Annotated in this window: 17 protein-coding genes; 4 read left to right on the top strand and 13 right to left on the bottom strand. The window is 63.1% G+C overall.

What is annotated here, in order from left to right:
• The first annotated feature begins 83 nt into the window (after positions 1-83).
• The 3 genes from ACLCGK_RS20365 to ACLCGK_RS20355 all read left to right on the top strand — a co-directional run bounded on the left by ACLCGK_RS20365 (position 84) and on the right by ACLCGK_RS20355 (position 3044).
• Positions 84-1640, top strand: coding sequence for a flagellar hook-length control protein FliK (locus ACLCGK_RS20365; protein ID WP_410952770.1), 1557 nt, complete (start codon positions 84-86; stop codon positions 1638-1640).
• Positions 1637-1981 carry an EscU/YscU/HrcU family type III secretion system export apparatus switch protein gene (locus ACLCGK_RS20360; protein ID WP_123083721.1) on the top strand — a complete coding sequence of 115 codons (345 nt, stop codon included), beginning with the start codon at positions 1637-1639 and terminating at the stop codon, positions 1979-1981. Before ACLCGK_RS20365 ends, ACLCGK_RS20360 begins: the two co-directional genes overlap by 4 nt.
• 91 nt (positions 1982-2072) lie before the next feature.
• A complete protein-coding gene (locus ACLCGK_RS20355) occupies positions 2073-3044 on the top strand; it encodes a GlxA family transcriptional regulator (RefSeq protein WP_410952769.1) in 972 nt (323 codons plus the stop codon).
• A 12-nt stretch (positions 3045-3056) separates the two neighbouring features.
• Here the strand turns inward: ACLCGK_RS20355 and ACLCGK_RS20350 are convergent, their stop codons facing one another.
• The 6 genes from ACLCGK_RS20350 to ACLCGK_RS20325 form a co-directional block, all read right to left on the bottom strand.
• Positions 3057-3983, bottom strand: coding sequence for a dienelactone hydrolase family protein (locus ACLCGK_RS20350; RefSeq protein ID WP_410952768.1), 927 nt, complete (start codon positions 3981-3983; stop codon positions 3057-3059).
• Between the two features lie 71 nt (positions 3984-4054).
• On the bottom strand, positions 4055-4282 hold the full coding sequence (locus tag ACLCGK_RS20345) for a hypothetical protein (RefSeq protein WP_410952767.1): 228 nt from the start codon (positions 4280-4282) through the stop codon (positions 4055-4057).
• On the bottom strand, positions 4275-5540 hold the full coding sequence (locus ACLCGK_RS20340) for an aminotransferase class I/II-fold pyridoxal phosphate-dependent enzyme (RefSeq protein WP_410952766.1): 1266 nt from the start codon (positions 5538-5540) through the stop codon (positions 4275-4277). Before ACLCGK_RS20340 ends, ACLCGK_RS20345 begins: the two co-directional genes overlap by 8 nt.
• Positions 5541-5590: 50 nt before the next feature.
• On the bottom strand, positions 5591-6820 hold the full coding sequence (locus tag ACLCGK_RS20335) for an MFS transporter (RefSeq protein ID WP_410952765.1): 1230 nt from the start codon (positions 6818-6820) through the stop codon (positions 5591-5593).
• Between the two features lie 23 nt (positions 6821-6843).
• Positions 6844-7566 carry a TenA family transcriptional regulator gene (locus ACLCGK_RS20330; protein WP_410952764.1) on the bottom strand — a complete coding sequence of 241 codons (723 nt, stop codon included), beginning with the start codon at positions 7564-7566 and terminating at the stop codon, positions 6844-6846.
• 73 nt (positions 7567-7639) lie between these two features.
• Positions 7640-8215 (bottom strand): GNAT family N-acetyltransferase, encoded by a 576-nt coding sequence (locus ACLCGK_RS20325; protein ID WP_085721213.1) that lies wholly within the window; start codon positions 8213-8215, stop codon positions 7640-7642.
• 233 nt (positions 8216-8448) lie between these two features.
• Here ACLCGK_RS20325 and ACLCGK_RS20320 point away from each other — a divergent pair, with 233 nt between their 5' ends.
• Positions 8449-11202 (top strand): dermonecrotic toxin domain-containing protein, encoded by a 2754-nt coding sequence (locus ACLCGK_RS20320; RefSeq protein ID WP_410952763.1) that lies wholly within the window; start codon positions 8449-8451, stop codon positions 11200-11202.
• A gap of 112 nt (positions 11203-11314) precedes the next feature.
• Here ACLCGK_RS20320 and ACLCGK_RS20315 read toward each other — a convergent pair whose 3' ends face one another.
• The 7 genes from ACLCGK_RS20315 to ACLCGK_RS20285 form a co-directional block, all read right to left on the bottom strand.
• Entirely contained in the window at positions 11315-11710 is a 396-nt protein-coding gene (locus ACLCGK_RS20315; protein WP_015271199.1) for a DUF2802 domain-containing protein, read from the bottom strand.
• 1 nt (position 11711) lies between these two features.
• Entirely contained in the window at positions 11712-12191 is a 480-nt protein-coding gene (locus ACLCGK_RS20310) for a chemotaxis protein CheW (protein WP_003254393.1), read from the bottom strand.
• Between the two features lie 41 nt (positions 12192-12232).
• Positions 12233-13126, bottom strand: coding sequence for a CheW domain-containing protein (locus ACLCGK_RS20305; RefSeq protein WP_410952762.1), 894 nt, complete (start codon positions 13124-13126; stop codon positions 12233-12235).
• Positions 13126-13914, bottom strand: coding sequence for a ParA family protein (locus ACLCGK_RS20300; protein WP_410952761.1), 789 nt, complete (start codon positions 13912-13914; stop codon positions 13126-13128). The genes ACLCGK_RS20305 and ACLCGK_RS20300 overlap by 1 nt, the downstream gene beginning before the upstream one ends.
• 222 nt (positions 13915-14136) lie before the next feature.
• The gene (motD, locus tag ACLCGK_RS20295; RefSeq protein WP_013973579.1) at positions 14137-14994 is read right to left on the bottom strand and encodes a flagellar motor protein MotD; all 858 of its coding nucleotides are present in this window, start codon (positions 14992-14994) and stop codon (positions 14137-14139) included.
• A 3-nt stretch (positions 14995-14997) separates the two neighbouring features.
• On the bottom strand, positions 14998-15738 hold the full coding sequence (locus ACLCGK_RS20290; protein WP_013973580.1) for a flagellar motor protein: 741 nt from the start codon (positions 15736-15738) through the stop codon (positions 14998-15000).
• Positions 15738-16877: a chemotaxis response regulator protein-glutamate methylesterase gene (locus ACLCGK_RS20285; protein WP_013973581.1), complete on the bottom strand. Its 1140-nt coding sequence runs from the start codon at positions 16875-16877 to the stop codon at positions 15738-15740. Before ACLCGK_RS20285 ends, ACLCGK_RS20290 begins: the two co-directional genes overlap by 1 nt.
• Positions 16878-16922: the final 45 nt, after the last annotated feature.

Genomic DNA, 16922 nt, shown 5'->3' with positions numbered 1-16922 from the left:
ATACTGGCAACGACGGACGGCCGGCATTATTACACGCGCCGCCACGCTGCCAAGAGGGCGGGTTCGACAGGTTGTATACAATCATGACTGAAATCAATAGTCTCGGCGCACAAACCGCAATCAGCCCCCAGGCCATCAAGGCGGGCATGACCGGCGAACTGCTGCGCCTGACACAACCGCAACCCGGCTTGATGGCCCCCGGCGAGACCGCCCAGGCCGAAGTCATGTCGTTGCGCCAGGTGGGCCAGGACTTTCAGCTGGTGCTGCGGCTGATGCAGGCCAACGGCACCCAGACCCAGCTGCAAGCCAGCGCCAGCCAGCCCCTGCCCCAGGGCAGCCAGGTCACGGTCAGCCAGACCGAAAGCAACCGCCTGGCGATCATGCTGCAGCAGGCCAGCGCCAGCCAGGTCGCCACCCTCACCCGCCTGGACACCAGCAAAGTGCCGGTCGGCACCCTGCTGCAGGGCAAGGTCCTGACCAACCAGGCGCTGGCCCAGGCGCCCGGCCAGCCAGCCGTCTACCGGGCGCTGGTCAGCCTGCTCAACAGCGCCCAGGCCGGCGCTACCCTGAGCGTGGACAGCCCGCGCCCGCTGGCCGTCGGCAGCCTGCTCAGCGCGCTGGTGCAGGGCGACCAGTCGCTGCGTTTCGTACCGCTCAGCGGCCGCCAGGACCAGCTCAGCATTGCCCAGCAGCTGCTGACCCAACAAAACCGCCAGGCTTCGCTGCCCGGCCTGCTCAATGCCCTGCAACAGGTGGCCCGCGCCCCGGGCGCCGATGGCGAATTGCGAGCCAGCGCCGAACGCCTGCTGGCGAGCCTGCCAGAAGCCCGGCAACTGGGTGATGCCAAGGCAGTGGCGCAGGCCCTGAACAACAGCGGTGCCTTTCTCGAAGCCAAACTGCTGGGCGGTTTCCCGGCCAGCGTCGCCACCGACCTCAAGGCCCACTTGCTGCGGCTGATCACAATCACGCCGGCAAGCGTACCCGGGGCGCCCAACCTGGCGCCCGCCAGCCTGGCCGTTACCATGCCGGCCCTGGCCCGCAGCGCGCTGGGCATGCTCGAACGGGTCAGCCCCAAACCGCAGCCGGGCGCATTCCCGCTGCCGTCGCGCCTGCTCAAGGCCATGGAAGACGAAGGCGACCTGCAACAATTGCTACGCCTGGCCGCCGCTGCTGTATCGCGCCTGCAAAGCCATGCCATGAGCAGCCTGCAACAAACCGGTACCCTGGAAAACGGCAACCTGCAGACCACCTGGCAAACCGAAGTGCCGATCCGTCACGGCCAGGAGTTCATCCCGTTGCAGGTCAAGCTGCAACGCGAGGAAACGCCACAACAGCAGGCCGACCGCCAGCAGGAAGCAGCCGACCCGCTGCAAGCCCTGTGGCGTATCGAGCTGGCTTTCGACCTCTCGCCCCTTGGCCCGGTGCAGGTCCAGGCACAACTGAGCCAAGGCCGCCTGGGTGGCCAGCTTTGGGCGGAACGCGAGGCGACAGCCCGGCTGATCGACAGCCAGCTCGGCAGCTTGCGCGAACGCCTGTTGGCGCGGGGCCTGGATGTGGGTGATCTGGAATGCCATCCTGGTATCCCACCACAAGGCCCGCGTACGCGGGTAGAACAACGTTGGGTGGATGAGAACGCATGACGCACCAACCTGCACGCCAGGCGATTGCCCTGTTCTACGACGGGCAGCAAGCCCCGACCCTCACCGCCAAGGGTGACGATGCGCTGGCCGAGGCCATCCTGGCATTGGCCCGGGAACACGAGGTGCCGATCTACGAAAATGCCGAGCTGGTGCGTCTGCTGGCGCGCCTGGAGCTGGGGGACCAGATACCGGAGGCGCTGTACCTGACCATCGCCGAAATCATCGCCTTTGCCTGGCACCTGCGGGGCAAGGTGCCCGCGGGCTTCGATGATGAACCTGCCGCCCCAGGGCCTGTGCCACCGCTCCTGGGAAGGCTGCTGCCAGGAGGCGAAGGCACCTGACCACCCTGGTATTCATGCAAATTGCCTTTTTGCGCCATATTGGTAACGTGCCGCTCAAGGTCAGGCGCCTGGCGATGTAAGGAATACTGTAATGCGTACCATCTGGTTCTTGCTGCTTCCGGGCACCCACATCCTTGATCTCGGCGGCCCGTTACAAATCATGGCGAGCCTTGAAGAACTCCAGCTGGCTCCGGTCAACGTACGTTGCATAGCCGCCAGACAACAAGTCAGCAGTTTTCAGGGCGTGACACTGAGTGGCCTGCACCAGTTGCCTGACCGGCTGGCACCGCAGGACTTGCTGTTCGTGGTGGGCAACAAGCTCTCTGCGACACCCGCCGATACCGCGATATTGACCGCCACAGCCCGGTGGCTGGCGCAGGTGGTCAGGCAAACGCCGGATATACAACTGTGCTCCATATGCACCGGTGCGTTTCTGCTGGGCGAAGCTGGCTTGCTGGATGGCCGGCAATGCACCACGCACCATCGTTACGTCGACTTGCTGCGAACGCGCTACCCAGCAGCCAAGGTGCTGGAGAACCGCCTGTTCGTCGAGGATGATGGCGTGTTCACCTCGGCAGGCGTGTCCAGCGGAACCGACCTGGCGCTGCACATCGTCAGCCTGCAATTTGGCAAGGTAGTAGCCAACCAGGTGGCGCAGGAACTGGTCATCTACCGTCGCCGCGCCGGCGAAGATGTGCAACTGCGCGCGGCAGACCTGGCGCGCAACCACATCCACCCGTTGGTGCATGCAGCCCAGGACTACATGGATGCACACCTGGGTACCAACTTCAGCTTCGAACAACTGGCCAGCCAGTTCAATGTGAGCTACCGGCACCTGGCGCGGCTGTTTCGCGATAATACCGGCCAGACACTGCAGAACTACCTGCGCGCCCAACGCATCGACCTGGCCCGTGAGCTTTTGCGCGGCAGCCATCTCAACGTGGAACAGATCGCCGAGCGTTGCGGCTACGGCAGCAGCCATGCCTTTCGCCTGGCATGGCGCCAGGAAATGCCGCAGCCGCCACTGCAGTTTCGCCATGCTCTGGCTCACGAGGGCGCCTAGATCTTTGCGCTGCTACCGCTCGCTTATCGCAGTCGGGGCGAAGCTTTCGGTGAAAAACTCCACCACGGCCCGGCGCGAAGCGTCGCGCGCTGCCGGGTCAGGTGCCGAACGCCCCACGCCTCCCTGGCCACGGTGCAGGAACGGGTCCTGATACTCCTGTGCAGCCTCCAACCCATTGAAGCCGTGCTCTGCGCCGGGGTACACCAGCACCTGCGCCCGCGCCTGGTCTTCGCTGGGCAGGTTTGAAATCAGCGACGAACAGGCACGCGGGTCATCGTCGTACTGGTCGTTTTCGCCCACCAGCACCAGCAAGCGCGCCGGGGCCAGATGCTTGAAGGTATAACCTGGCACACGGTTGTAACCCCAACACACGGGGTAGAACGCGGCCATCGAGATGGGGCGTACGCTTGAGGCTTTCTCCAGTTCGTCATTGATGGGAGCAGAGGCGGCGAGCATGGCCTGTACGCCACCCCAGGAAAACCCGAGCACGCCCACGCGTTTGTCATCGACACCGGGTTGCTTGGCCAGGTAAGCCAGGGCGCCTGCCAGGTCCGGCAGGGTATCGTGCACACGTGGTGGCCGCCCTTGTGCACCGCCCGCAATCCTGCGCGCGCCCCACATATCCAACTCCAGCGTAGCGATGCCGCGGGCATTGAGGTCGCCGCCATGCAACGGGCCGCGCGAATCCATGCCCGCCGAGCCATGCAGGATGATCACCGCCGGTACCGGGCCCGCAGCGTTGGCCGGCAGCGACAACACAGCCGGAACCCGAATCGGTATCGCCTTGCCAGCGGATGGCAGTGGCTGACTATAGAAAGAGACAAGCCGTTTGCTGACAGTGGCAACGGTGCCGCTATCGGTGGCGGCGACCTCAGCCCGGGCCGCTGCGAACGGAAGCGCACAGCCAAGCACCAAGCTGATGGCCATTACTTTGAACATCTGGTTACCCCTGAACGTCATGAGCGGGTGTTGAACCGGCACCCGTTATCGAAAATTGGCGGCGCCTGGCATCAGCCGCACATCGTCATTAGTGCCAGGCCATCAACATGCCTTTGGGTGAATGCCAACGGGTCGAGCATCGCCATACCTGTCATCACGCAACTCGCCAGCACAAAAGCCACGGCATAAAAACGCACCTCCTTCGCGCAGGCCGTGCCATACACCGCGATCAATGCAAGGATCTGCACCCCCACGGCGAACACGCCGATGCCGAATCCTGAAGCAAGCAGTTCAGCCATTGAACACCGCGTTCCGGGCACGGCCGGCCGTCGCTGCCATGGACCTTTGCGAGGACACGGCCTGGAAGGCCTGTTGCAGGTCGGCCTTGATATCGTCAACACGCTCCAGGCCGACACACAACCTGATCAAACCATCCGTGATACCCGCCTGTTGGCGTGCCTGTGCGTCCAAGCGCCCGTGTGTGGTTGTGGCCGGATGCGTGACCATGCTGCGGGTGTCGCCGATGTTGGTACAGCGCGCCACACAACGCAGTTCGTCAATCCATTGCCAGGCTGCGGCCTGGCCCCCGACGATCTCGAAAGCCAATAGCCCGCCATGGCCGTCCTGCTGGCGGCACGCCAATGCATGCTGGGGGTGGTGTTCAAGGCCGGTGTAATGGACTGCAGTCACCAGGTCCTGATCCATAAGCCAGCGTGCCAGCTCAAAGGCGCTCTCCTGCGCCCGCATCATTCTGACTTCGAGGGTTTCCAGGCTTTTGAGCAGCAGCCAGGCGTTGAACGGGCTGCAAGAAATGCCCAAGGTACGCAGAACACCCCGCAACACCTGCAGGAGGCTTTGCGAACCGGTCACGACGCCCGCCAATGCACGCCCCTGGCCATCCATGTACTTGCCAGCGGAGTGGATGACCAGATCCGCTCCCAGTGTGTGTGGCCGCTGAAAAACCGGGGTCAGCAAGGTGTTGTCCACCACCAGCAATGCCCCTTTTTCATGTGCCAGCATGCTTATGGCGCGGATATCACCGATTTTCAGCAGCGGATTGGAGGGCGACTCCAACACCACCAGGCGGGTCCTGCCGTCGATTGCTGACTTCCACTGCGCCAGGTCTGTCAAATCGACGAATCGGGCCTCGATCCCGAAGCGGGCCATGTAGTAGCTGAAGGCATTGACCGTAGTACCGAACACGTCCCGGCTGCAGACGATGTTGTCGCCTTGCTGGAGAAAGGCGTGACAAAGCGCGGTGAAAGCGCCCATACCAGAAGCGAACGCCACTGCGCTTTCAGCGCGTTCGAGCGCTGCCACACGGCTTTCAAACGCTTGGACGGTCGGGTTGGTGAACCGGCTGTATACATTGCCTTGCTGCTGGCCGCTGAAGCGCTCGCATGCCTCTTTGGCTGAAGCGAAGGTATAGGCGGACGTCATGGCCAACGGCTCACAGAACACATCGGACAGGTCGCTGACCCGGTGAGCATGCAACGCCCTGGTTGCATTGAAATCAGTTGCGTTGAAATCATCCAGGCCAATCACGGTCGATTGCATGGTTATGCGCCTCCTTGTTTGCATTGAACAATGCGCAATTGATCGGTGGACTATTCAGGTTCGGCGAGTTGAGTGGCCAGGGTTTCGCTTGAAGGGCGAACCGCTACCAGCCACAAGGATGCCAGGGCAGCCACCGCCGTGGCCGTGGCCAGGCCGGCCAAGGTCAGCTGGTAGCTTTGATGCCGGTCGAAATCCAGTGCGCCCAGCTGCGTGGCCACCAACGCGCCAAGTTGGTGTACCAGGAACAGCATCCCAAACACCTTGCCTTTGATTTCGGCGCCATACAGCGCGAAGCAGAAGGCAGACGTGAGCACCACCGTTCCGAGGTAACTGGCGCCAAACAGCACAGCGAACACATAAGTCCCGAGGGGGCCTGGGGTGGTCAACAACACGATGACCGCAGCGGTTCGCAGCAGGTAGAACATCATCAACAGCAGCCCCTTGTTGTAGCGGGTGGCCAACCAACCCGCCAGCAGGCCGCTGACCAGTTCCAGCACACCCAGCAGGCTCAGGCCGCTGGCCTGCACCGAACTGGGCAGCGCCTCACCCTGCCAGAACGACACCAGATGAACATCGATGAACGCCATGGTGGCACCACAACTGGCGAAACTGAGCGCCAGCACGAAGAAGCGCGGGTCACGCAGCAGAAACATCACCGGATGCCTGACCTTTGCTGCCTGCGGGTCGGGCTTCAGCGGCACGGTGCGGGATACCCAATACAGCGCCAGGCTCAAAGGCACCAGGAAGATCAGGCCAACCCAAGAGAACACCGACTGCCAGGGCACGCTCTGCTGCAGCATGATCCACAACGGCGACAGCACGATGAAGCCGATGGACGTGCCGTTGGTGACGAATGCAAAAGCGAATGCCTTGAACCGTTCGGCGACCAGGCGATCGACCAGAATACCCATGGGTACATAGGTCATCGCCGCAAGGGCAAAGGCTCCAAGCAGGCCATACACCAGGGTGAACACCAGCAGGTGCGTGCCGGCGAAGGTCAAGCCCAGCAGCACCACCCCGCCGCTGAGACTGCCCAGGGCCACCGTGCTCAAGGGGCCAACCCGGTCGCTCAGCCACCCCACCACGGGCGACACCAGGCCAATGGTCAGGACGAACAGCGATCCTGCGGTGGCCAAGGCTGCGCGCCCCTCGCCAAAGTGCGAGGCCAGGTCGACGAAGTAGACTTGGTACAACCCTTTCAATGCGCTGGACAGAAACATCACCACGAAGCCGACTACCAGCACCGAGACGATCAAGGTAGAGCTGAATTTCTGTTTCATGGCCAATCCTTATCGTGTGGGCATTACACCGCCTCGGCTTGCGGAGCTCGGCAATAGGCCTGGTACATGTTTTCGTACATTGCGTAGAACAGCCGGCATGTGTGGTCTACCGCCTGCAACGCCTCTTCCTGCATCTGCGCGGTGGTGCACAACTGCGAGACAAGGTCCAAGCCTTCATTGACGTGGCCCACGTCTTCCTTCTGGTGCACCGAGAAGAACAGCAGGTCCTGTTCGGTCAGGCCATAGGCTCGCCCCAGCAACACGTGCCGTGCATCTCCAGCGACGGTCTCGAGGTTCTGCCCCTCGCTGGCGATCATCACTGCTGCTGCACCAATGTGATAACGCGCCGGGTCCCGTACCGCCTGCAGGCGGAAATCGATCAACTCCCGGGTGGCTGGCAGCGGTTGCTCGGCATCACGCTCGGCATCGGAGATACCGAGCGCCCGCAGGAAGTTCTGCATGAGCACGACATGGTTATCGGTGCGCGAAAGCCGGCCGGTTTCTTCTTCGAAGCAATTGGTGATCAATGCCCGCTTGTGGGCGGGCAGCGGGCAATGAAAGAACAAGTGCTCGACATAAGTCAGGAAATACTTGGTGAGCTGGTAGCCTTGCAGCGCGACCTTGCGCAGCAGCAGCCGGTTGCCCTCAGGCGCAAGCAATTCCTCGAATATCGGGTGGGACAAGGTCAGATGGTGGTGCAGTTTCTGCTCCAACTGATCGCGAAAATCTGCAGTAGATAAGGCCATTGGGGCGTTCCTTGGGTGAATGAGCAGTTGCCGTTGACGGGGATGACCGCGGGCGGGGTCAATGAAGGGCAATTCAGTGCAGGTTGAGTCGCAGCGCAAGGCTTTCCACGGTCTGGGCCATGTAATGGCCGCGATGCTTCACGCCATCGACCCGCGCGTAGTCGTCAAGCACGCCGTAGGTCTGAAACCCGAAGGATTGCCATAACCGGTGTGCACGAGTGCCCTCGCGCACATCCAGGGTCAACAGCTCGATACCTTGGGCCTGGCACAAGCGCACGACTTCGCAGAAAGCCCGTGCCACCAGGCCGGACCCGCGATAGGCCGGATGCACCACGCCCTTGCTAAGGTCGGCAATATGCCGGCAGTTCGGCATGCTGCTGCGCGAAAGGATGACCAGGCATGCCGGCCCTGCCATTGCCTGGCCGAGCAGGACGTGGGTATCGCCGCCACGGATGCGCTCTTGCAGCGAGGCCGTGAATTCGACGCTCTGCCCGGCAGACATCTCGTGCTCGTAACCCAGAACACCGCCATCGCCAACTGTGCTGTTGATGAGTTGCATGATGGCTGGCGCGGTATGGCTGTCAGCCTGGCGCAACCACTGCAACTGTGGTTCGCCGGGGGCCAACTGCTTTGAAGAGAGGGTGTTCATTGCGTAAATCCCTTGTGCGTACAGGCAGGGATTTAAACGTTTAAGTAAGACGCCGGGTAAGAAGGGAACCGGACAGGAAACGGAAGGATAGTGACATACATGCAAAATGCCATCAGCGACCGAGGCCAGGTGCGATGAGACCGGTCAGGTCCTGTACCGAAATATCTACCACCGTTTTCCCGCGCCCCTGTTTCAACCTTGCCGACCTCATCTCAGCGCAAGGTATACCCCCCATGCATTCGACCCGCATCAACGTGATGGGCACGCATTACGTTATAGACCACCTTGGCCATGTGCCCCGCCCCGATCGTGAGGCCAACCGCGCCATCCGCCAATGGCTTGCGCAGCAAGGCCATGACCTGGACCCGGACCAGCTCGACGTCGTTACCCTCCACTACTGTTCGGATGGCGCAGGTGGCCAGCTGGCCGCAATCAGCCAGCGCACCAGCCTGACCCAGGCACTGCTGGGCAACTGGCAGGGCGAGTCGGCCAGTGACGTGTTCGGCAAGCTGCTGCAAGCACCATGGGCCGGTGCGTTACCCGCAGGTCCGATACGGTTGGTGGACACCCTCCCGGCCCCCGCCTTCAATCACTACGGGGCACCCTTCGAGGTATTCAACGGACTGTTCCGGCGCACTACCGCGCAACGCTACGACGCTTCCACCCATTTGCCGGTAAGCGCCGAAGCCTTCCAGCAGTTCATCAACAACCTGGATTTCCAGCAGCCTTTCAAGGCGGCGCTCGATGCCTACTGGCGTGACCATCTGCACAGCCACAGGCTGGCGCTGAAGCTCAACTTCATCGCAGCCTGCAACAGACAGGTCAGCGAGGGCAGCCTCAGCGAACCTGCACGGCAACTGGTCTGGCAAGCGGCCGGGCTGATGCCACGGCGCAACAGGCTGCGACGCAGCACGTTGAGCATCTACGGCTATGCAGCGACCGACCTGCTGTACCTGAACGACCCCGCCACCGACCTGACGGTGCTGTACGTACCTGGCAACAGCTCACCGTTGCTGACGTTCAGCAGCGAACGAGAATTGAAGGCCTGGGTCGGTGAACAATGCAAAGACCCGACCAGGCGCCAGGCCCTGAAACAGCACTTTCGCCTGGCCGATTGCCCGCAAGGCCTCGACTTCAGCGGCCTGGACACTGCCATGGAGGGGCTGGGCGCCTACCCTGAACGGCACCTGCTGCCGCCCGAACACGGCTATTTCAACGACGACGGTACCTGGCCGCCGCAGACCTATGTCAATTATCGACCAGCCAAGTACAACCCCAAAATCAAGGGCGACCTGTTCCAGGCACTGGCCGAGCGCCAGCGTCAGCGCAGCTACGACGATGCCGCGTTTCTTATCACGGCTGACAGCGAAGTCATCAAGGCCAGGTGGCGTGGCTACCTGGCCACAACGCTCAATCTGCTGGCGCCACTGTGCCTGGTAGTACCCGGCCTGGGGCCGCTGCTGGCCGTCGGCGGTATCGCCCAGCTTGGCCTGGGGCTCGACCAGGCAATCAACGGCAAGTCACTGCAGCAGCGTCAGGAAGGCATCGGCAACATCACCTGGGGCCTGTTCAACGCCTTGCCCCTGGCGGCAGGCGCTGCCGCAAGGGCCCAGGCGTTGTTCGAATTCAAGGTCGAAGGTTTCGCGCCGCCGACGCGGCTGAATGAACAGATCGGCTACCCCCTGAGCCCGCTCTCGCCACCGCGCTTCCCGGAGCCCGAGGGCGCAAGCTACTTCCATATCACCGACCCGATAGAGCCACTGGAGGACGCTGACCAGGCAGTTGCCGACGCCGTCATTCGTACACCCCAGTACGATGGTGAGCCAGACACCCTGGCAGCGAACATCGATGGCTACAACGCCAGGGTGATCTACGACATGGAGCGGGACGTATTCATTCGGGCCGAAGACCTGAACCAGGTCGACCCTGTCGGCTTCGTGGCGGTACCCGGCAGCCGGAACCTGCGCCCCGCGCCACAAGGGCGCGTGGTTACCCATGCGATGCGCAGTCGTACCCTGCGGGCGCTGGGCGTGGACCTGCCATTGCCGCTACAGGTGCCGGCCAGAGCGCCAGGCAGTTGGCCAATACCCAAGCACATCTCCTGCCTGTGGGTCGGTGACCAGATCATCGGCCCGGAGCTGCTGGCCAACTTGGGCCAGAACGCAGCGCGGTTGCAAGGTAGCGAATACAGCATGCGGTTGTTCCTTTCCAGCACTGCCCAGCAGGCCTATGCCGAAAACCTGGAGCTGCTGGCCAGTCATGCCCCGGGTTTGCAGGTGCTGCCCTTGGAAGAGCAGGCCTTCTTCAGGGCTTTCCGCCAAAGCAGGTACTACGCGCAGTACGACGCTGCCCTGGATGGCAACGGCGGCGTTGCCCGCAACTATGCATCGGCATGCGATGTGCTGCGCTACCCGATGCTGCACCACGAAGGTGGCTTGTACATGGATGTCGATGACACCTTGCTCGCGCCAGGCGAATACTCATTGATCATCGACGGCCAACCGGTAGGTGCCGCCGGTGAACCCATCGATCAGGTCGATTTGAGCACGGACGCCAATGGGCTGCTGCTGGTACCGCCCATGTCCAATGAAAAGATGGGCATGAACAGCCTTTACAACTCCAGCCTTATCGGCAGCCACCCCGGCAACCCCACCCTGGAGGCCATTTCCGAAGAGATGTACGCACGCTACCAGCTCAATCGCGACTTCTACGACAGCAAGCCCAGCCTGGCTGAAGACCCGGGGAATTTCTATGAGTATGCCAGCCGCCTGAGCTACCTCACCGGCCCTGCCCTGCTCAGCGACGTGGTCGATCGGCAACTGCCGAGCCTGCGCATCCTGCGCCAGCTCACCAATCTCTATGGGATGCCGCGCATCAATGCCTACCGGTTCGTCGATCTGCCACGCATGCGCGATTCGGTGCGTACGCTCCTGCCCCTGAACCGGTTCGCCACCGTCGGTGGCAACCATTCCTGGAGCCGAACATGACCCAGTGCCGGCCACTGGAAGAGGTCGCAATGGTGGGGAACGCACAGGGCTACTGACTGCCGGACGGGCTTGCGCGGCCGCTGTGCCTGGGGCCGCACAAGACTCATGGCAATCAGTTGCCGCGATGCAGCTTGCTCATCAGTTCTGCCTCGGCCTGGGTCAGGCCGCAGCTTTCGGTCAGCTCGGCCACGCTGGCGCCCATGCCCACCAGCTTGGCCGCCTGGGTGAAGGTGACGTTGTGCGGGTCGCGCTGTTCCAGTTGCTGGATCTTGTCGGGCAGCGGCGCAACCGCCACGCGCAAGTCATGCAGCGCCTCGCCCATGCGCACGGTACCGTTCTGGTAATCGTCCAGGCGCTTGGCCAGGTCCTTGATGCGCTGGTCACGCAGCGCGTCACCCGCTGCCTGCTGCGCAGCCAGCTCGCGCTGGCGCTTGCTGTAGTTGAGAAAAAACCACAGGCTCAGCGCCCAGACCAGCGCCAGGAAGATGACAGCAACCTCTAGGATCAACTCAGATGTTCTCCAGCTCGGACCACTCTTCCTCGGTCATCATCTTGTCCAGCTCGACCAGGATCAGCAGTTCGCCGTTCTTGTTGCACACGCCCTGGATGAACTTGGCCGACTCTTCGTTACCCACGTTCGGCGCAGTCTCGATCTCGGACTGGCGCAGGTAGACCACCTCGGCCACGCTGTCGACCAGGATACCGACCACTTGCTTGTCGGCCTCGATGATGACGATACGGGTGTTGTCGGTGACTTCAGTCGGCATAAGGCCAAAGCGCTGGCGGGTGTCGATCACGGTCACCACGTTGCCGCGCAGGTTGATGATGCCCAGCACGTAGCTTGGTGCACCCGGCACCGGGGCGATCTCGGTGTAGCGCAACACTTCCTGCACCTGCATCACGTTGATGCCGTAGGACTCATTGTCCAGACGGAAGGTAACCCATTGCAGGATCGGATCTTCGGAACCTTGTGCAGACGACTTTTTCATTCCCCTACCCTCAAAATCCGCCACAGGCGGTGTGTTCGGTGTCATTTCTGTTTGGCGTGCATCTGCTTGACCGCACCACTGGCGATCAGCTCGGCCAGTGCAGCGACGTCGAGCAGCGCACACATGTGTTCAATAACCGTGCCGGCCAGCCACGGGCGCTGGCCACGCTGGCTGCGCCACTTGATCTCGGACGGGTCCAGGCGCAGCGAGCGGCTGACCTGGTGTACGGCCAGCCCCCATTCGTAGCCCTGCACGGAAATCACGTACTGCAGGCCCTGGCGAAAATCATCGCGGTAGCGATCGGGCATCACCCAGCGCGCGGTGTCCAGCACCTTCAGGTTGCCGGCCTGGCAGGTCAGGATGCCGAGAAACCAATCCGGCTGGCCGAATAGTGGTGTCAGTTCCTGGCCGGCCAGGGTGTAGATCGAGCCCAGGCACACCAGCGGCACCGCCAGGGTCAGGCCCGCCACGTCGAACAGCAGGCATTCGAACGGCTCGGCGGCCCAGGCCGGGCGGCCATCGACCGTGGCCGGGGGCTCGGGCACCTGCGGCGCCGGCAGGTGTACGTCCACCAGCGGCACGGCCGGCTCCACGGTCTGCTCCTCGACCAGCACCGGGATGCTGGCCTCGGCCACCACTTCGCGCTCGACTACCGTCACTACCGGCGCCTCCACCGGCATCACCTGGGGCAGCACCGCCAGCCTGGGCTCGGCGAACAGCCGTGGTGCGGGGCTGCCGGTTGCTTCGGCTGACGCTGGCCTGGCTTGCTGCAAGGCATCACGCACCTGCTCTTCGCGCACCGCTTCGGCGAACTCGTCCGCCGCCGCTGGCGCCTCGAACAAGTCTTCGGCTTCGGTGGCGTCCTGCAGCAGGCCGTCGAGGTACGACTGCAGGGCCATCTGTGGCCGGGTACTGGTTTGCCGGGGCTGGGTCATCAGGCCACCTGCGCCGTAGTCTTGTAGGTCAGCAGGTGCTTGAGCAGCGCCCTGTAGGCAACCAGACCGCGGCTCTTGCTATCGAATTGCGAGGGCGTGACGCCCTTGCGGCTGGCATCGCGCAGGCGCGTATCCACCGGGATGTAGCCCTGCCACACATGCTGGCCGTAGGTGTCACGCAGCAGCTTGAGCGTGGCCAGCGAGGCCTGGGTGCGGCGGTCGAACAAGGTCGGCACGATCTGGTACGGCAGCGCCTGCTTGCGCGAGCGGTTGACCATGGCCAGGGTCCCGACCATGCGCTCCAGGCCCTTGACCGCGAGAAATTCGGTTTGCACCGGAATCACCAGCTGTTGGCTGGCTGCCAGGGCATTGACCATCAGCACACCGAGCAAGGGTGGGCTGTCGATCAGGGCATAGTCGAAATCCTGCCACAGCTGCGCCAGACTCTTGGCGATTACCAGGCCCAGGCCGTTCTGCCCCGGTGACTGGCGCTCCAGCACTGCCAGCGCGGTACTCGACGGCAACAGCGAGATGCGTTCGTCACTGGTGGGCAGCAGCAGTTGCCCCGGTAGGCCCTCGGGCACCGCGCCCTTGTGCAGGAACAGGTCGTAGCAGCTGTGCTCCAGGGCATCGGGGTTGTGCCCGAAATAGCTGGTCATCGAGCCGTGCGGGTCGAGGTCGACGACGACCACGCGCTTGCCGGCCTCGGCCAGCAGGCCGGCCAGGGCGATGGTAGTGGTGGTCTTGCCGACGCCACCTTTTTGATTGGCTACTGCCCAGACTCTCATCAAGCAAACTCTATCTATTGATTTGGCAGGGACACTGCTGGGGCAACTGTCTTGCTCAACATCGGAAAGCTGGCGCGATCCCTGTGGGAGCGGGCGCGCCCGCGAACACCGGCGCAGCCGGTGCCATTCACCGCATCGCCTGATCCGCGGGCTCGCCCGCTCCCACAGGGGACAGTACTGCCTTCAAATTTGTGTTCGTGGCAGCGTCGGGGAATTGACGAATCACTGCCCCGCCACCGTTGCTGGCGTTGCCGGTGCACTTTGTGTGCCAGCCCGGCGCAATGCAGCATCCGGCGTGGCATTGGCACTGCCCGAGCCAGTCAGGCTGCGGCGCACTTCGAGGTTGCGCGAAATCACCAGCACCACGCGTCGATTGCGCGCACGGCCTTCGGCAGTGTCGTTGCTGGCAACCGGCTGGTACTCGCCATAGCCGACCGAGGCCATGCGTGCCGGGTTGACCCCTTCCATGGCCAGCAGGCGCACGATGCTTGCCGCCCGAGCCGAAGACAGCTCCCAGTTGGTCGGGTACTGCGCAGTGCGGATTGGCAGGTTGTCGGTAAAGCCTTCGACGTGCACCGGGTTGGCGAACGGTTTGAGAATGCCGGCCACCTTCTCGATGATCGCAAACGCCTTGTCGCTGGGCATGGCATCGCCACTGCCGAACAGCAACGAGGAATTGAGCTCGATCTCGATCCACAGTTCATTGCCGCGCACAGTCATCTGGTCGCTTTTGATCAGGTCGCCAAAGGCATCGCGCACGTCATCGCTGATGGTTTTCAGCGGGTCGATACTGGTCGCCCCAAGGCCCGCATCGGTCTGCTCGCTGTCCTTCACCAACGGCTCGGCCGGGCGCACGCTCAGCGGCCGCTCTTCACCGATGGGGATCGGCTTCATGCTGCGCTCGGGGTCGTTGAACACCCCGAGCAAGGCCTGGGAAATGACCTTGTACTTGCCCTCGTTGATCGAGGAAATCGAGTACATCACCACGAAAAAGGCGAACAGCAGAGTAATGAAGTCGGCGTACGACACCAGCCAGCGTTCGTGGTTTTCGTGCTCCTCGGTATGACGACGGCGACGCATGGGTTACTCCATGAAGCCTTGCAGCTTCAGCTCGATCGAGCGCGGGTTCTCACCCTCGGCGATCGACAGCAGGCCCTCGAGCAGCATCTCGCGGTAGCGCGACTGGCGCATGACGATGGCCTTGAGCTTGCTGGCGATCGGCAGCAGCACCAGGTTGGCGCTGGCCACGCCGTAGATGGTCGCGACAAAGGCCACGGCAATGCCGTTGCCCAACTGCGACGGGTCGGCCAGGTTGCCCATCACGTGAATCAGGCCCATCACCGCACCGATGATGCCGATTGTCGGCGCGTAGCCGCCCATGCTCTCGAACACCTTCGCGGCCTGGATATCACGGCTTTCCTGGGTCAGGAAGTCGACTTCGAGGATGCTGCGGATGGCCTCCGGCTCGGCACCATCCACCAGCAGCTGCAGGCCCTTGCGCGCATAAGGGTCAGGCTCGCTGTCGGCCACCCCTTCCAGGCCCAGCAGGCCTTCCTTGCGCGCGGTCAGGCTCCAGTTGACGACGCGGTCGATCCCGCCCGCCAGGTCGACCCGTGGCGGAAACAGGATCCAGCGCAGAATCTGCAAGGCACGCTTGAACGACGACAGCGGCGACTGCAGCAAGGCCGCCGCCAGGGTGCCGCCCAGCACAATCAGTGCCGCCGGGCCATTGATCAGGGCGCCGACATGGCCGCCTTCGAGGAAGTTACCACCGACGATGGCGACAAACGCGAGGATCAGGCCGATCAGGCTGAGCACGTCCATCAGACGCACGCCTCCACCAGGTGCTTGCCGATTTCGTCCAGGCTGTACACCGCGTCGGCCAGGTTGGCCTTGACGATGGCCATGGGCATGCCATAGATCACGCAGCTGGCTTCATCCTGGGCCCAGACCGTGCTGCCGCCCTGCTTGAGCAGGCGCGCCCCTTCACGACCATCGGCACCCATGCCGGTAAGCACCACCGACAGCACCTTGTCGCCATACGACTTGGCCGCCGAGCCGAAGGTGATGTCCACGCACGGTTTGTAGTTCAGACGCTCGTCACCGGGCAGGATCTTCACCGCGCCACGGCCGTCGATCATCATCTGCTTGCCACCTGGGGCCAGCAGGGCCAGGCCCGGGCGCAGCATGTCGCCGTCCTCGGCTTCCTTGACGCTGATGCGGCACAGCTTGTCCAGGCGCTCGGCAAAGGCCTTGGTGAACGCCGCTGGCATGTGCTGGATCAGTACGATCGGCGCCGGGAAGTTGGCCGGCAGCTGGGTCAGCACCCGCTGCAGGGCGACCGGGCCGCCCGTGGAGGTACCGATGGCCACCAGTTTGTATGGCTTGCGCTTGGGTGCCGGCGAATGCGCTGGCGCCGCTGCCGGGGCCGCTGCACGGGCAGGCGCAGGCGTGCGCGCCGCTGCCGGGCTGGCGAAACTGCTGGCAGCTGCGTGACCGCTGCCTGCTGGCGCGGGTACAGGTGCGGCAACCGGCGCATGGCTGGCGTAGCTGCCAAAACGGCGGTTGCTGCGGGAAATGGTATGCACCTTCTCGCACAGCAGTTGCTTGACCTTGTCGGGGTTGCGCGAGATGTCCTCGAAGTTCTTCGGCAGGTAATCCACCGCACCGGCATCCAGCGCATCGAGGGTGACACGGGCGCCTTCATGGGTCAGCGACGAGAACATCAACACCGGCGTCGGGCAGCGCTGCATGATGTGCCGCACCGCGGTGATGCCGTCCATCATGGGCATTTCGTAGTCCATGGTGATGACATCGGGCTTCAGCGCCAGCGCCTGGTCGATTGCTTCCTTGCCGTTGGTCGCGGTACCCACTACCTGGATCGTCGGATCCGCCGAGAGGATTTCCGAGACGCGGCGGCGGAAGAAACCGGAATCATCCACCACCAGGACCTTGACTGCCATAAACACTCCATTAGGCGGCGCAACCCGCCAGGGTGCGCCACCGAA

This window comes from Pseudomonas sp. S1(2024), from assembly GCF_046557535.1.
The sequence above is the reverse complement of the archived record's forward strand: the minus strand, read 5'-3'. Positions and strand labels throughout refer to the sequence as shown.

What these genes read in the sequence shown, in the direction of transcription:
- ACLCGK_RS20365 (WP_410952770.1), top strand. Translation starts at nt 84, where the DNA reads ATGACTGAAATCAATAGTCTCGGCGCACAAACCGCAATCAGCCCCCAG.
- ACLCGK_RS20360 (WP_123083721.1), top strand. Translation starts at nt 1,637, where the DNA reads ATGACGCACCAACCTGCACGCCAGGCGATTGCCCTGTTCTACGACGGG.
- ACLCGK_RS20355 (WP_410952769.1), top strand. Translation starts at nt 2,073, where the DNA reads ATGCGTACCATCTGGTTCTTGCTGCTTCCGGGCACCCACATCCTTGAT.
- ACLCGK_RS20350 (WP_410952768.1), bottom strand. Translation starts at nt 3,983, where the DNA reads ATGTTCAAAGTAATGGCCATCAGCTTGGTGCTTGGCTGTGCGCTTCCG.
- ACLCGK_RS20345 (WP_410952767.1), bottom strand. Translation starts at nt 4,282, where the DNA reads ATGGCTGAACTGCTTGCTTCAGGATTCGGCATCGGCGTGTTCGCCGTG.
- ACLCGK_RS20340 (WP_410952766.1), bottom strand. Translation starts at nt 5,540, where the DNA reads ATGCAATCGACCGTGATTGGCCTGGATGATTTCAACGCAACTGATTTC.
- ACLCGK_RS20335 (WP_410952765.1), bottom strand. Translation starts at nt 6,820, where the DNA reads ATGAAACAGAAATTCAGCTCTACCTTGATCGTCTCGGTGCTGGTAGTC.
- ACLCGK_RS20330 (WP_410952764.1), bottom strand. Translation starts at nt 7,566, where the DNA reads ATGGCCTTATCTACTGCAGATTTTCGCGATCAGTTGGAGCAGAAACTG.
- ACLCGK_RS20325 (WP_085721213.1), bottom strand. Translation starts at nt 8,215, where the DNA reads ATGAACACCCTCTCTTCAAAGCAGTTGGCCCCCGGCGAACCACAGTTG.
- ACLCGK_RS20320 (WP_410952763.1), top strand. Translation starts at nt 8,449, where the DNA reads ATGCATTCGACCCGCATCAACGTGATGGGCACGCATTACGTTATAGAC.
- ACLCGK_RS20310 (WP_003254393.1), bottom strand. Translation starts at nt 12,191, where the DNA reads ATGAAAAAGTCGTCTGCACAAGGTTCCGAAGATCCGATCCTGCAATGG.
- ACLCGK_RS20305 (WP_410952762.1), bottom strand. Translation starts at nt 13,126, where the DNA reads ATGACCCAGCCCCGGCAAACCAGTACCCGGCCACAGATGGCCCTGCAG.
- ACLCGK_RS20300 (WP_410952761.1), bottom strand. Translation starts at nt 13,914, where the DNA reads ATGAGAGTCTGGGCAGTAGCCAATCAAAAAGGTGGCGTCGGCAAGACC.
- motD (WP_013973579.1), bottom strand. Translation starts at nt 14,994, where the DNA reads ATGCGTCGCCGTCGTCATACCGAGGAGCACGAAAACCACGAACGCTGG.
- ACLCGK_RS20290 (WP_013973580.1), bottom strand. Translation starts at nt 15,738, where the DNA reads ATGGACGTGCTCAGCCTGATCGGCCTGATCCTCGCGTTTGTCGCCATC.
- ACLCGK_RS20285 (WP_013973581.1), bottom strand. Translation starts at nt 16,877, where the DNA reads ATGGCAGTCAAGGTCCTGGTGGTGGATGATTCCGGTTTCTTCCGCCGC.